General features: G+C 42.3%; 12 protein-coding genes. 2 read left to right on the top strand and 10 right to left on the bottom strand.

Annotated elements, in window-relative coordinates:
- Positions 1-34 precede the first annotated feature (34 nt).
- Positions 35-493, bottom strand: coding sequence for a DoxX family protein (locus F9K33_09800; GenBank protein KAB2879255.1), 459 nt, complete (start codon positions 491-493; stop codon positions 35-37).
- A 278-nt stretch (positions 494-771) separates the two neighbouring features.
- On the opposite strand from F9K33_09800, the gene F9K33_09795 reads away from it, so the two are divergent.
- Positions 772-1,581, top strand: a complete 810-nt coding sequence (locus F9K33_09795; GenBank protein ID KAB2879254.1) for a dienelactone hydrolase family protein — start codon at positions 772-774, stop codon at positions 1,579-1,581.
- A 174-nt stretch (positions 1,582-1,755) separates the two neighbouring features.
- Here the strand turns inward: F9K33_09795 and F9K33_09790 are convergent, their stop codons facing one another.
- From F9K33_09790 to lexA, 5 genes are all read right to left on the bottom strand, one after another.
- Positions 1,756-1,980: a hypothetical protein gene (locus tag F9K33_09790; protein KAB2879253.1), complete on the bottom strand. Its 225-nt coding sequence runs from the start codon at positions 1,978-1,980 to the stop codon at positions 1,756-1,758.
- A gap of 99 nt (positions 1,981-2,079) precedes the next feature.
- The gene (locus tag F9K33_09785; protein KAB2879252.1) at positions 2,080-5,301 is read right to left on the bottom strand and encodes a DNA polymerase III subunit alpha; all 3,222 of its coding nucleotides are present in this window, start codon (positions 5,299-5,301) and stop codon (positions 2,080-2,082) included.
- Between the two features lie 87 nt (positions 5,302-5,388).
- Positions 5,389-6,543, bottom strand: a complete 1,155-nt coding sequence (gene dinB, locus F9K33_09780) for a DNA polymerase IV (protein KAB2879251.1) — start codon at positions 6,541-6,543, stop codon at positions 5,389-5,391.
- Entirely contained in the window at positions 6,543-6,941 is a 399-nt protein-coding gene (locus F9K33_09775; protein ID KAB2879250.1) for a hypothetical protein, read from the bottom strand. The genes dinB and F9K33_09775 overlap by 1 nt, the downstream gene beginning before the upstream one ends.
- Before the next feature lie 10 nt (positions 6,942-6,951).
- Positions 6,952-7,518: a repressor LexA gene (gene lexA / locus F9K33_09770; GenBank protein KAB2879249.1), complete on the bottom strand. Its 567-nt coding sequence runs from the start codon at positions 7,516-7,518 to the stop codon at positions 6,952-6,954.
- A gap of 140 nt (positions 7,519-7,658) precedes the next feature.
- Here lexA and F9K33_09765 point away from each other — a divergent pair, with 140 nt between their 5' ends.
- Positions 7,659-8,363: an SOS response-associated peptidase gene (locus F9K33_09765; GenBank protein KAB2879248.1), complete on the top strand. Its 705-nt coding sequence runs from the start codon at positions 7,659-7,661 to the stop codon at positions 8,361-8,363.
- A 589-nt stretch (positions 8,364-8,952) separates the two neighbouring features.
- Here F9K33_09765 and F9K33_09760 read toward each other — a convergent pair.
- From F9K33_09760 to F9K33_09745, 4 genes are all read right to left on the bottom strand, one after another.
- A complete protein-coding gene (locus F9K33_09760; GenBank protein KAB2879247.1) occupies positions 8,953-13,059 on the bottom strand; it encodes a hypothetical protein in 4,107 nt (1,368 codons plus the stop codon).
- Positions 13,060-13,120: 61 nt separating this feature from the next.
- Positions 13,121-13,531 carry a hypothetical protein gene (locus tag F9K33_09755; protein KAB2879246.1) on the bottom strand — a complete coding sequence of 137 codons (411 nt, stop codon included), beginning with the start codon at positions 13,529-13,531 and terminating at the stop codon, positions 13,121-13,123.
- Between the two features lie 27 nt (positions 13,532-13,558).
- Positions 13,559-14,191: a hypothetical protein gene (locus F9K33_09750; protein ID KAB2879245.1), complete on the bottom strand. Its 633-nt coding sequence runs from the start codon at positions 14,189-14,191 to the stop codon at positions 13,559-13,561.
- A 27-nt stretch (positions 14,192-14,218) separates the two neighbouring features.
- Positions 14,219-14,800, bottom strand: a complete 582-nt coding sequence (locus tag F9K33_09745) for a hypothetical protein (protein KAB2879244.1) — start codon at positions 14,798-14,800, stop codon at positions 14,219-14,221.
- Positions 14,801-14,950: the final 150 nt, after the last annotated feature.

Below are 14,950 nucleotides of genomic sequence, written 5' to 3'. Positions count from 1 at the left end.
GTTTGTTCGATTATTGTTTAATTTTGTTTTTTAATTATATTTGCGTACGACCCAACCGTCGTGCGATCCATCGATCAATGGACGCCTTTCCTCCGCCGCGAATGATCAACACGATCATGATCGCCAGGACGAGCAGATGAAATTCAAACCCTTCGCCGCGCCGCTCGCTGTACCAATTCATATAAAATCCCCACTTGCCATGAACCAACGCGATGGCGCCTATCATAACCGCCGCGATGGACGAAGCCATGAATCTCGTTGCAAATCCGGCTATGAGGCAAAGGGCCCCGACAGAATCTGAGAGGATAACCAGAAAAGTTACAAAAGCCGGTAATCCGAACCATTGTTCAAACGAGTCCATCGTTTCGCCAATTCCATGCCCGCCGAACCAGCCGAATAATTTTTGCACGCCGTGCGCCAGAATGATGAACCCTGAAACGATGCGTAATAGCGTTAACATACTATCGTCTCTTGTCGCAAAGATTTTTTTCATGATTCATGACCCTTTTGGGTTATTATAATTGATATGGTACGAATAGGTTGCTTGTAAAAGCCCTAATAATAGGGCTTCGCAAAGAATAGCTTAACAAGTTACGCAGGCTTTGGAATTAAGTTGCACTTATTTTCCGATAACACACTGTAAAAAAATCGGTATTTTTTTTTGACATGTCATTACCAAGCTGTTAAGTAATCAAAGAATTATACTTGCAGTTTTCATTCAAAATTGTTTGATTACACTTATTCCCTAACATTTAAAACCAGGAGGTATCTATGAGATTAAGTCACTTGCTCGTGATGTCTTTCTTTTTATTTATTTCATGTCAGCCCAAGAAAACGGACACGTCCAAAACAAAAATAGCGAGCGAAGAAGTCACGTATTCCGCAGACAGCGTGAATATGAAAGGTTACGTCGCTTGGGATGCATCAAAGCAAGGAAAACGCCCGGGTGTTCTCGTGGTACACGAATGGTGGGGACATAATCCTTACGCACGTCATCGTGCAGAAATGCTTGCAGAACTCGGCTACGTCGCGTTGGCAGTTGATATGTACGGGGACGGCAAAGTGGCCGATCACCCGAAAGATGCGGGCATGTTTGCCGGCGAAGTGATGAAACGCGGGCCCGGTGCAACGGCGCGGTTCATGAAAGCCATGGAAATTCTTAAATCAAATCCGCATGTTGATGGTAGCAACATTGCTGCTATCGGTTATTGTTTCGGCGGATCGACCGTTCTAAATATGGCGCGTCAAGGTCTGGATCTAAAAGCCGTCGTCAGTTTCCACGGCGGGCTCAGCACGGGAACGCCTGCGAAGAAGGGCGAAGTGAAAGCAAAACTGCTTGTGTGTAACGGCGGCGCGGACAAATTCGTACCGCAAACCGACATCAACGCATTCAAAAAAGAAATGGATGACGTCGGTGTAACATATACTTTCAAATCCTACGAAGGCGCGTTGCACGGTTTCACTAATCCGGCGGCTGATTCACTCGCAAAGAAATTCGATATGGCCATCGCGTATAATGCCGCGGCCGATTCCGCGTCGTGGGCGGATATGAAAGTATTCTTTGGGGAGATTCTTAAATAACCAAAAATATTTTATGACGCTATAATTAAAAAAAACCCCGGCGTCATTTCCGGGGGTTTTTATTTTTTTATGTGGACTCAAGGTCATGATAATGCAACCAAATTTTATGAAAATTTATCAAAACTAAAAGAACTACTAGTATTATTCAAACTTGTTTAGGAATGAAATCTAGACTCATTTAGTTTTTTTACCCGTACTTGAAGCACCGGATTTCTTTTTCCTACTGAACGTTGCAGTGTGGCTGAGCCTTGCTTCCTCGCTTTTGATTGATTGAATTTCATTCACATTTGGGAGAAGATCAATCAATATTTTCAGAAACTCTAGACCAGCTTCGATCTCCTCATCACTGTATTCACAATCATATTGACTAAGAATCTCTCTTGCCCGTTCAATATTCATAATTTAGATGCCCAAAGGCAATAGAGAAGTAAATGATGTTCTTTTTCGTCTAATCGAATACTTTCGGAATGATAATTCAACTCCTGCATATAGGTTGTTTCACGAGGCTTTTATGATTTGAAGCTCGATTGTTTCCATTTCAATCGGAACAATATATCCGTCGCTATATGTATCGCTGTCTGATTTCTGCTTTGCATACACTTCCTGCTTTTCGATGGTCAATGAAGCGTCTATATCCATCTGAGGTAATTTATTTCGAACGAGAGCAATACGAGTAACATTAACCGTGTTATAACGTTCGTCAACGATACCCTCGACGCAAAACGGGCCATAAGACAACGTCTGCTCGGCCACCTGAGCATAAACCTTCGGAAAAAGCACCGTATCGTAAATACCTGTAAGGTCTTCAAGGGTCATGAACTTCATGTATTGTCCTTCCCGGATATTCCCCTCCTCGTCCTTCTTATCTCGTGTCCGTATACGTTTGGCCGAAACCAGCCAACCGATCATTTTGACTTTCCTATTTTTGTAACGCGACAGGTCCTTTGCTTTAACAACGGACGGACTATTGATCTGTTTTGGGAAAAATTCAAGCGGATGCTGCGCTACAAAATAGCTCAAAAGGTCGTTTTCAGAAGCGAGTTTTTCGTGGGCGGTCATATCGTCCAAATGCGATAGCATCTGTTCGTAATGGGTCAGATCAAGACTGAACATCTCTTGCGACAGCCTGCTTTTCTGTATGTGAATGATCGCGTCGAGCAGAGCGATCAATAAGGTGCGTTTCTTATTGAATGCATCGAAACAGCCGATCTTGATCAGAGTAACTATTTCTTCATGGCCAACGCCCGATCTCAATACAAAATCCGGTAATGAATCGTAAGACCTTTCACTTCGCGCTTCCATGAGAAGGTTCAATGATTCGGAACCGATACCTGCTATGAATCGCAGACCGACCCGTATAGCATTCCCGTCTGCTTTGTATTCCCTATCGCTGAGATTAATATCGGGCGGCAGTATCGTTAGTCCCAAGCGTCTGCATTCGGAAATATAAGCGGAAGCGGAATAGAACCCGCCTTCGTTGGACAATACCGCCGCCATGTAATGCGCCGGATAATGAATTTTGAGATACAGTCCCTGAAACGCCATCAGCGCATAACTTGCGCTGTGCGCTTTGCAAAACGAAAACCCGCTGAAACTTTCAATCTGTTTCCACAACGTTTCGATCTCTTTGATACCGTCTATTTTCTTCATGCAATTTCGGAAGAACTTAGCTTTCAATTCCTGTATGACCTTCGCGCTGACCCTTTTGCCGCTCATATAACGGCGCACCATATCCGATTCCTCCAGAGTCAAGCTCCCAACAAAGTGCAAGACCTTGATCACATCTTCTTCAAATATCATTACCCCGAATGTTTCCGGCAGGATCTCCATCAAAGCAGGTAACGCTTCCTTTCTCTTTTGCGGATCAAGTAAACGCTCGATGAACGTATACATCATACCCGATTCCACACAGCCCGTTCGCACCATACCCAAAATGATATACAACAATTCAAATGTCTCCGCTTTCGTGATACGCATGGCATTTCGGATGAACGGGCTTTCGGCATGAACTACTCCAATCGTTTTGCCGGTGCTCATGAGTTCTTTGGCCTTCTCATCCGCGAATATCTTCCCCCAGTTGAAAATATCTATGGCCTGGCCTTTTTCTGCCTCAATATTCCGCACAGCATCTTCGATGGTGCCCAGCCCCCTAACGGCCAAAACATCGAATTTAATGAGGCCGACGTCCTCACCGGAATACATATCAACCTGAGTTTTGATAAATCCGTTAGCGCTGCGTTCAAGGGCGCTGTTATGCGTGATAGGTTTCTCGGTGATCACCACGCCGCTGGAGTGAATCCCGCTGTAATGCGGGAACCCGTCTAACTGCGCTGCGGTCTTCAGGATCTTTTGATACAAATCACTATTCAGTTTCAAATTTTTTGCTTCGGGATATTTTGTGCTCAGAACCTCAAGGTTTCTGGCCAATGTGTGCGGAATGTATTTCCTGAAAGTATCCAGCTCCCGTTCGCTTATACCGTATGCCTTAGCCACTTCACGCAAGGCTCCTCTTGCGTGCATCGTGTGAATGGACGACATCATGGCTACGCGTTCCTGCCCATAGCGCCGGTAAATGTATTCCAGCATTCTGTCTCTGAACCGCCAATTGAAATCAAGGTCGATGTCAGGCGGTTTGCCTCGTGAATAATTCAGGAATCGCTCAAAATAGAGATTATAACGGATCGGGTCCACCTCCGTAAGCCCAAGACAGTAACTGACAAGGCTATTAGCGGCAGAACCCCTCCCTACATGCCAGTAGCCCTGACTGTGCGCGTACGTGACCATATCCCAGCAGATGAGAAAGTAATCGCAGAAATTAAGGTTGGATATGACTTCCAATTCGTAATTCAATCGCTGGATCAGTACGTCATAGTTGAACGGCTTACTTTTATCCGTAATGGCGTAGCGCCTTATCAAGCCGTCATGAGCCAATTGGCGCAACATCTCCGGGCTTGAATCTATGACCTTACCGTCCATGGTCCGGTACCGGGCACAATGATATTTCTTTAATTCAAATTCAAACTGACACGCTTTCACTATTTTCTGTACATTGGCCAATGACTCCTTCATTGATGCGGCACCCTTTTTCATTTCTTCGGGGGACTTCAAATATTGTTCGTCTGTAACTTCGTCTTGCAGATCATAAACCGTCGTGAGTTGTTTGATCGAAGCCAGAATGCGATAGGTTTCGTGTTTAGCAGGCTCATCAAAATATACGTCATTGGTGATCACAAGCGGGATCTTGTTCTTCTGACACCATTCGAATATCAAACGATTCCGCTTCTTCAAAGACGGCAGCAATACCAATTCGCCGTAGAGATCGATTACATAACCCTTAAGAGCCTGCAATAGACCTGCGGAATAGGACAGTACGAACAATCCTTCGGCATTTTGCCTCAACGCTTCCGCCAAGTCGAAACCGGTTTCAATCTGCCTCGCCGATACTAATTCACAAAGGCGACGGTAACCGGTACCATTTCTGCAAAGTAGAACGGCCTTCAAATCTGAATCTTTGGGATCGTCAATCTCACAGCCGATAATAGAAAATAGACCATATTCCCTGCACATATGGTAAAACTCTACCGTTCCGGCCATTGTATTAAGATCGGTAATGGCCAACGTATCGTATCCGCACTCTTTGGCCCTGACAACAAGGCTTTCGATACTTGAACTACCTTTACCGTAGGTGTAGTAGGAATGAACATGTAAATGAGTGAACAAGCATACTCCTCAAATAAAAAACTCGATTCCCGCAGAATTCCTTCTGCAGAAATCGAGTTTGGTGCTCCCAACGACTCAATCAATTATTTATGCTACAGACCCTACTCTCACAGCGCTATTTCCGTATTTATGATTAATAATGTCTACGGCTTTGAGAAGCCATTCTCTGCGCTCTTCGTTCTGCCTCAAAAGATCAATGGTAAATCGGTCTTGTGTGAATTTAGTGATACCGACGCCTATTAATCGTATGGTGACACGCCGATCATCTGCTTTGTGGAATAAGGACAAAGCTGTTTTGTAGATCGAGATAGGATCGTTGGTCGGTTCTACAGTGATCTGTCTCGAATGATCTACCCAATCAGAATAGCGAAGCTTGAGCTTCACGCATTGAGCCCTGAGATCCAGGGAGCGTAGTTCTTCTGAGATTTCCAGCGACATGTCATGCATCATGTTGGATAAAAATGCCGAGTCCCGTGTATCGGTTGCGAATGTCTCTTCTCTGGAAATCTGTTTTTGTTCTCTGGCTGATACCAAATACTGTTCACCATAACCTTTTGCATAAGATTGGACTGTCAATCCCGATTTGCCAAAGGTCTTACCGATGTATTCAGAATCGAGTTTAGCAAATTGTCCGCAGGTTCGTATGCCTCTGGAATTGAGCCTTTCCAGCATGACCTCTCCGACGCCGCTCAGTACACCGACGCTTAAAGGCTCAAGGAACTGAGCCTCTTTACCAGGAACCACTTCCAGAACGCCATCCGGTTTGGCTTGATCGCAAGCTACTTTTGCTGTCATTTTATTGGAGGCTATGCCGATGGAACAGGGCAATCCAAACTTGGCCAGGATAGTCTTCTGCATTCGTAAGGCGAATTTATAAAGATCACCGCCGAATATCCTTTCACAACCCGTCCAGTCCAGGTAAAATTCATCGATGCTTGCCGCTTCAAATCGCGGAGCGTAGTATCTGACGAACGACTGAACCTTTTTGGAAAACTCCTGGTATGCTGAAAAATGACCGTCAATTCGTATCGCAATAGGACATTTACGCTCGGCCGTACCTGTCGGCATTCCTGCTCGAACGCCGTATTTCCTCACTTCATACGATGCGCATGTAACAACTCCGCGGCTTTCAGCCGGACCGGCCACCATGATAGGTTTACCGATCAAACTTGGATTGAGCAGCCTTTCAACCGATACAAAAAAGGCCGTAAGGTCGATATGTACGATTCTGGTGACAGGCATTAGTTCATCTGGTTTTTAAAAATACTTTGAATTTTGATAAATACATTCTTGATCCTCATTTTTTTTTCCGGTTCAAATTCAAACACGATTTCTAAGTTCCCGAAAATGTCATTCGGCGTCTGCATATTCAGTGTTCTTAATATCCCGAAGGTGTTCTGCTTTATTTTTTCTCTATCTGACGAACTCAGCGGCGGCATCACACAATTGATATTACCCAGACTGGATGAGTTGGCCCGGTAGAAATTCAATTGCGAATTGACCACTTTTCCATTTTGAAAGGATATTTCTACGCCAATACGATCCGTGAAAAATTGATACACATTATAGGCCGATAATATGTTGTTAAGATTCCCGGAGATCAACTCTTCCTCGGTCACCGTAAAATTCGATTTATCCATTCCACTTCCTTTAATATTTTCTGCGTGATTCGATCACTTTTCCAATGATGGTAAATTCTCTATCGATAGGTTCGTATTTCGGATTGGCCGCTTCCAGAAGAACTTTTCCCCTTTTTTTTCTAAATCGTTTCACAGTCACTTCGTCGCCCAGTAATGCGATCACGATGTCTTTATCTTCGGCAGTTTCCTGTTTATGCACGATCAGAACATCTTCTTCTATGATCCCGGCCTCGATCATGCTGTCTCCGGTCACGGTCACAGCAAAGACACCCTCGGCCTTTTTATAACTGTCCTGCACGTAACCTTCGATATTTTCAATCGCAAAGATCGGCTTCCCGGCTGCGACCTTACCATACACCGGTATTCCCCTTGATATTGGCTCAAATCCCCTGGCTGTGTTCGGTTTTATTTTCAAATATCCTTTTCCTTCAATTGCGGAAATATGATCCTGAATAGTACCGATGGATACTGAAAAATGATCGGCGATCTCCCTTATGGTAGGCGGAAATCCGTTTGTTCTCAGGCATTGGAGGATATAATTGTAAATACCCTCTTGTTTTTTCGTGAGATACTCCATTTTTACCGTCTCTCTTTTGGATTACGGGTTTGACGAATACAATATACCATACAAATGTATGGTAGTCAAGTTTTTTTATCAAAATTTGAATTGATTTTTCATCATCCTCACATTAGCTTATTTAAAAACAAGGAGGTTTCATGTGCGGACGTTATACTCAAACGACTAATTTGCGACTCATCCAGGAAAAATTCGATCTGGCGAATGAAGAGATGAAAGAACTCATTGAGAATTTCCGGCCCAACTACAATGTCGCCCCTACCCACATGGTACAGGTGATCGTTCAGGAGAACGATAAACTGAAAATGAAGCTGATGAAATGGGGCCTCGTTCCATCATGGGCGCCCGATCCGAAAAAATTCGGTTTCAGTACGATCAATGCCCGCAGCGAAGAAATACACACGAAAGCGTCTTACAAGAACCTGATCCCAAAACGGAGATGCCTCATAGTTGCGGACAGTTTTTATGAATTTGAGAAGGTAGGTAAAGAAAAACGACCGGTAAGGTTTATGATGAAGGATAAATCCGTATTCTCTTTCGCGGGACTTTATGATGTGTGGAAAAAAGAAGGACAAAATCCCATTGTGTCATGTACGATACTTACCACTCAGCCAAATAAGACTGTTGCCAAATATCACAACCGCATGCCGGTCATGCTTGAGGCCGTTAACGAACGGCCCTGGCTCGACCCGGAACGAAAAACATACGAGGATATTACTCCGTTCCTGAACCCTATTTCGGAAGAGCAGATCATACATTATTACGCCAATCCTGCCGTCAATAATGTCAGGAATAACGCGGAACATCTGATCGAGGAATTTGATTATTCGGAATTGGGTTTGTAGCTGAAATGGGAGCAGAAGAACATACACGCTGCTCATAATGCCAGAATTTAGTCACGCAGCCTCTATTGTGGTTTTCTTTCTGACGTCATTGAAAGTTCCTTCTTCCTTAACGTATACTCTAAGTTTGCCATCACATAAAGAACCCGTCTAATCCTCTCCGTCTCTTCATCAGTGTAATCTTTTCCGCTCTTATTCAGTATTGATTTGCAATATTCAATGCTTAGCATATTACCTCCTCTTTCGATAATAAGAAATCACTTCGATTTGATCGGTTTCACTTCGGATTGATTGCAACGTGGAAAGACAAGTAAACCCTATGAATTAGCAATTTCGATAGACAAAGACTCGCAGAACCAATCGACCCTGTGTCTAGAACAAACAAAACCATACCGACATCTTTGTTTACCAATACCAAGCTGATTTCGTTCAGAATTTGCGCTCCATATTACCGGCACTAAAAAAAGGGCATGGAAAAGTGAAAAGGCTCAGATAACGGGTATGATTTCTTGCTCATTTCTCATGTGCACAGCATTATGTTTAGGAATATTGAAGTATTCGACTATTCAAATTTCCCGAAACTCAATTGCCACTACTTTAACCCACAGTTCAGTACAAAAGAACCGATAGTTAGGCCTGTCTCTATTGATACGGCCTTGGCCTGATTTTCGAAATACTGTCGAGCTTCTTTGAGACTCATATCCGGAGTGGCTGTTTTCTTATAATCATTAGCATCCCATTTCTGACACTCGTACCATCCTACCAGGTATATTCCATATGGAGATTGATTGTGCTGAAGATATCTGTCTGCCAATTGCGTTTTCATTGCGCTTTTAACTTCTTTGTTCCAACATCCCTTTACTTCGATAATTAAATGAAAGTGCGTGTGCTGTTTGTCCTTGCTGACAAGATCAATGTGAATATCCGTTTTTTCGCCTTGACGAATTTCGACTTCACGATTGATGATAACACCTTGTGCCAACAAATCTCTTTTCAGATGTATTGCGACAAACGTCGATAGATCAGCTTCCGGTTTTGGTCTGTAAATATTCCCACCGCACTCATTCCACAAATAGCGTACAGTCGGTAGCTCACCCTGTAGGTCGCTATCTAATCCGCTTAACGATTCAATTACAACATTAATCAAATCATCGCCACTGCGAATTAATCGGCTCCGATTATTTCGTACTAAAACGAACACCTCAGCCGGGGTTGGTGGTTTCCAGCTTTTCAGTATTGTTTGTTCTTCTGCATCAACCAAGATGCGGTTTAACCAAATCATCGTTGGAAACTCATTGACTATTCGTTTAATTTCAGAAATAGACGTTTTTGTTCCTTTCTTCCTTAGCCTTTCTGGAAGTGAATCTCTGAATCTTTCTACACGTTCACGATCTGTGACAAACCCACTCCCCTCTCTATTCGTATCTTCAGAGTATGGAAACTGCTTCACTAGCCAAATGTATAAGTCAGCTAACTCCCTTTCACTCATGCCAGGTGCAATAAGGCGCTCTCCGAAGTCGCTCCGATCATTTCGATTAACGATCGCCCGAATGCACTGCTTACCAAATTCACTATTTTCATTTATAATGGGCCATAAAAACTGCCAACTACCATTTTCTGTATGGATTGCCAGTAGCGATGCCGCAACAATAGCCTTCGTCTTTTCTTCTTCTAAGGCTGATTTGTATTTTAGAACCAAGCTTTTTGCATATTCTATCACATCTTGATTGTTGAATTGCAGAAGTGTCTCAAGCAAGCAACCCAATGGGTTAGGAGCAAGGTCATTTTGTTTTAACTTGTTACTCATCTCATTGGTTAGAAATTCATCCCAACAATGCATGAATCTTCTCAGAATAAAGAGATGATCGAGTCTCTGGTTTTCATAGTCGATGATGAGCAGAGTGCACTTTATCATTTCTTCGGGAGCCTTCTTATAGGCAACTTGCACAAGGCTCTGAGCCGCATTATCGTCTTCTATAGTTCCACTCGACATAGGAAATGTCAGTATCGTTCCTGCCCATTTAGACCATGTTTCACGTGATAAATTTTCTATAAATTCAGTATCATAATCATGCAGTAACTGTAAGGCTCGGTAACCGCCTAGCGCTGGAAATACGAACTTGCCCTGCCCAATCCAAGTGTTTGTTTGCGGGTCAGCATTTAGAACGTACTTTTTCGCCGCAAGAATAAGCCTTGACCGCAAATGTTTATCTGCTTCAGCCCAACCTTGCATTTTTGTAATAGCCCATGCAGCATGATCGTAGAAATTATTCTTGACTGACAATTCATTTGTTAACCTCCACCACGCGTCCATATCTCCTTGTTCAAACAACTTCAATTCACGTTCGACCCTTTGTATCGGGAAAGGTACCTTCTGATTTGTGATTTTCATTCTCCTGTTTTCAGATTCTCTCATACATGTCGCCAGTTCAGAGTTGACATCTACTGGACCAACATACCATATATGTAAAATTCTCATTTCGGGCATCACTTCACATGCGTCTAATACGGCACTTCGCCAAACCTCATTATCCCATGCTCCCAAAGCCACTAGCGCACTAATCCATTTCTTCTTCATGTCTGGATCATCATTTCCAATGGCCTGTTGTAACAACCAGCTTGAATCTTCATAAGATGAAAATATATCCGCTTGAAATATATGCAACTCGTTTGAGAAGTCTTGTCTGACTATCAGTGCTTTGATGAACATTTGACGTTTGGTCCTATCACCCGCAAAGAACTTCCTATCTCGTTCTTGAGGAAATAGTCTGTAATGGTTCTGCCACCCAGTAACCAAAACATCTACTAGAGGATCTACAGTATCTGAGGTTAAATTATTCCATGCCACTTTAACAATTTCATCAATTAGACGTTCAAAATGAAAATCCATTGACAATTCCTTCTGTTGTAATTGACGTCCTAACCAGTTTAGTGCAACTTCGATGTCCTTTTTGCTTAGCTTTGATGGCAATTCGTAGTTCATAAAATATTGATACGACCCAAGAAACGATTGAATTTTTGGCGGTGTCAGTTTGTTAAATAGTTTTTCCGTCGAAATGACAGTTGGCCATAAGATCTTTAGTAAACAGCCTTTTATTTGATCATCGGAGTCAGTTGGGTCTTCGTCATCCAACAGAGTCGCAAGCGCCGCTCTTGTTTCATTATTTGCAATTTTGGCCAGACAGTACAGTGCACTGACCCGTATATGGTGGCCTTCTTCTTTATTTAGTGCTAGTTGCAATACGTTCTTCTGAATACCCTGTTCGTAGCATTCACCAGCAATGTCAAGCGCGGTCAATCTGGATGAATCACTACAATTAATGTTATCTATGAAATTGGATAATGACTCAGTCAGGAACTTGTTAGCCAACTTTTTGTATCTGGTTTTTTCGAATTGATACTTTTTCTGCGACTCCCGCAATAATAAGATCCGATCAACAAGTTCTTTTTTCTTTTCCTCAGGAATCGCAGCAGAATCACAATCAAGCAATAAGTCGGGCTTTGTCGTGAGAATCCAATCAAATACTCCACTATCGTAACCGGCAAGCCACGCCACTACTTCATAAAGTTGCGGGACAATTCTTATGGACTGGTCAAGCGAGTGTGAGACTAAGCCTATAATTTGATTGGTCTCCAGTTTATACTCAATCAGATACGAAGCAGCAAGATATTCTGAATACGCTCGATGAGCCCAGCAAATACTATTCTCTGAACGAGTTGAGAATAAGCCTGTACTCAACGTCTCAATAATATCGGCCTCAGTAACATTAAGTGTATTCTCTTTCACCGTCTCAGTACTTCCAGACAAATCTGCAATGGCCATCACCTCGCCTCCAATAATTGATCTCTCTTTTGAAATTATAGCCTTATTACAGAATAAACTTAAACATGCAATTCTTTCGGCAATTCTTAGTTTTTGTTCTGGTGAGAGGACAGGCCTTTGTGATCGATCCTGCCGTTCCGTACAAAGTTCTAAGCAGCCTTCGTAGAATAGTCTTGCCTTTGCAGGAAGTAAATGATCCCTATGAAAGAGTTTTAGCATTAAATTAAGGGTAAGAGGCTTGATTGCGAATGGAGCAAGTTCTTTCTCTTCAATTTCTTTCAAGAATAACTCGGCATCACAGCCGCACAAATCAGCCGCCGTCTTAATATTTGATTTCGTCAGTGGCGCTAATTTGTATACAGTTTGAGATTGTATCCACATATTCGACAAATTGGTTTCCAGAAAGTGCGGCCAAACAGACGGGCGACAACTTATCCTCACATACAATCGATTGAAGTGTGCCGAAAGGATTCTTAGTTGTGATTCTAACAGCTTTGATATTCGTTCAACCCCCATTGGAGCTTCATCTAGGCTATCAAAGAACAAGTACAAGTCTTCTTTGTTAGTTCGCCAAGATCTTATGGTTTCATTGTTGAATATTTCATTGACGAATCGACTCTCGTCTCCGTATTGCCCCAAATCAAATCGAAGACTCGATTCCTTTTTCAGCTTTGAGAACTCCTCTTCAAACACATATGTTTTTCCAATTCCAGATTCTCCCAACACCACGAGGCAATTCCGTCCTTTAGCAATTTCGTCGAAGGTCGTGCCATAAGGTTGAAAATATTCATGGTCGGCAAGAAACCCGTCATCACTTAAATTGAAATCATCTTCCCTTCTATAAAAGAGTCGTTTCCATGGATAAATGTGCTTCACGATTTTACTCCTAGAAGATTTTGGAAACATTTTGGTTTTCGGCATACGAATGCGCAGTCAATCAAAAGTACCTCATTTCATCAATCACCCTCGCCCTCGACTTCTGATACGCTTTCTGCCTCTGGTCAGAAGCCGACAAACTCTTTGAACTGCCGGGATGCCGTAATGGATAATAATCCATAACATTGGAGCCTAACTTTATCTTGAATGGGCCATCCTCTGCACATTTAAGTTCAGCGTCGATCTTTGACTTATCCTTTGTCTCAGAAAGTTTGTCTGGTGCCAGAAGCGGCTCAACAACATAACCCTTGAGAAGTTGGTACAATTCTTCTCCGAATGAAATAATCACTTTCGGATTCAGTAACTCAATTTCTTTAAATAACCATTTTTCCATGCAAATCTTCGCAATATCCTGCGGAAGTTTTGTTGACCTAATCTCCGTTCCTTCTTCAGGCGTCCTTTGGGTTACAATAGTCTTTGGGTTTCTTTGGAACTGGACTTACTCCAACAAAAATTCACTAATATATTTCAGACAATTTATCCTCAGCGGGTTGTTTGGCTGCGCATTTTCAACTTCTAAAAAGAGACTGTCGTAGGCAATTTTAAATTGATTCCAAAACCAATCGGGATTCATTATGATAAATCCGCTGGATTTGTCAATATTGATTTCATTCAAATCCTCGTAAGATAAGAAGACACCTTTTGCTTGATAGCCATGAATCATAGTATTGCGAAAAAATCTATACAGAACTTTTCCGTAGCAGTCTATATTGGATAGGTCTTTTTGTTTCCAGATTTCAGTTAATTTCTTATCAAAGTCCTTAGACATTGGTCTCCCAAATTTTTGATGCACTTTCTTGATTATTTCCACAAACTGAAACGACGTATCGTGTTTGTCCTCCTGTATGAATATTTCACCTAACGTTTCAATTCCCACACAGGTCATTAGGGTCAATGGAAACGCTGACTTTGATATTTGAAGTGGCTGAGTTTGATTAATGAAAAATGTATTGAGTCGCAATCTTAGAAAATGAATCCGTTCCTTATCGTCAAGTATACGTCTTACCTGACCGTAAGTAATACCTTCCCCTATATCATTGGCTCCAAAAATCGTTTCATCGGGCACTATCATATTTACTTTGCTCCTTTCGGCCAACAGTCATTGCCAGCTCATGTCCAATTCGATTTCCTTTTTGAAATTCTTCAAACAGCGTTTAGAAAGAAGTTCAAACTTCTTGGTTGAAGTGTTACGTAGCTCCTCACAAAAGGAATCAAATATCTGGCAAGTTTTAGCTAATAACAGAAAAGGATTCACGATCATCGTTTTGTCCTTAATTGTCATTATGTCATCAATAAGTAACGAAAATTGTCCACCTTCTGCTATCCTAGAATTATGAATCAACTTATGTCGAAAAAAATCGTTAAAAGTATTGGCATATTTCCTCCCAGGCCTGTCAGTGTCTGCTTGGCTGAACTCGTTGACATATTTGCTTAGCCACGGTATCAGACGATCTGCACTCTTCGAGTCGTTTAACATCATTTCAGCTATCCCATCTATCGCACTTATGAGTAAAACACCCGCAGCAAACCCCATTTCCCGTTCTATCAAGACCTTTACAGGGTCTAAATAGTATCCATAGATTCTATCTCGAACCGCAGGAATAAGAGACGATCTCTCTTCAAAATCTATACTACCGAATCTTATCGTCGGTGAAAAATAAACACCATCTATCTGCCTCATATTTACCTCTGAATCAGTCTAATGGTAATCTATTGCCCTATTATTTTTCAGTGCCACTCAAATTTTCAACAGGCTCTTCTATAAATTTTAGAAACTGACTCCCCATAGGTGTAAGCTCAGGATTGGGTTGATTCCACTCTAATTTGTATT

The sequence above is a fragment of the bacterium genome (assembly GCA_008933615.1).
GTDB lineage: Bacteria > CLD3 > CLD3 > SB21 > SB21 > SB21.
Note: the sequence above shows the minus strand (reverse complement) of the source record. Positions and strands in the feature narration are given on the sequence as shown.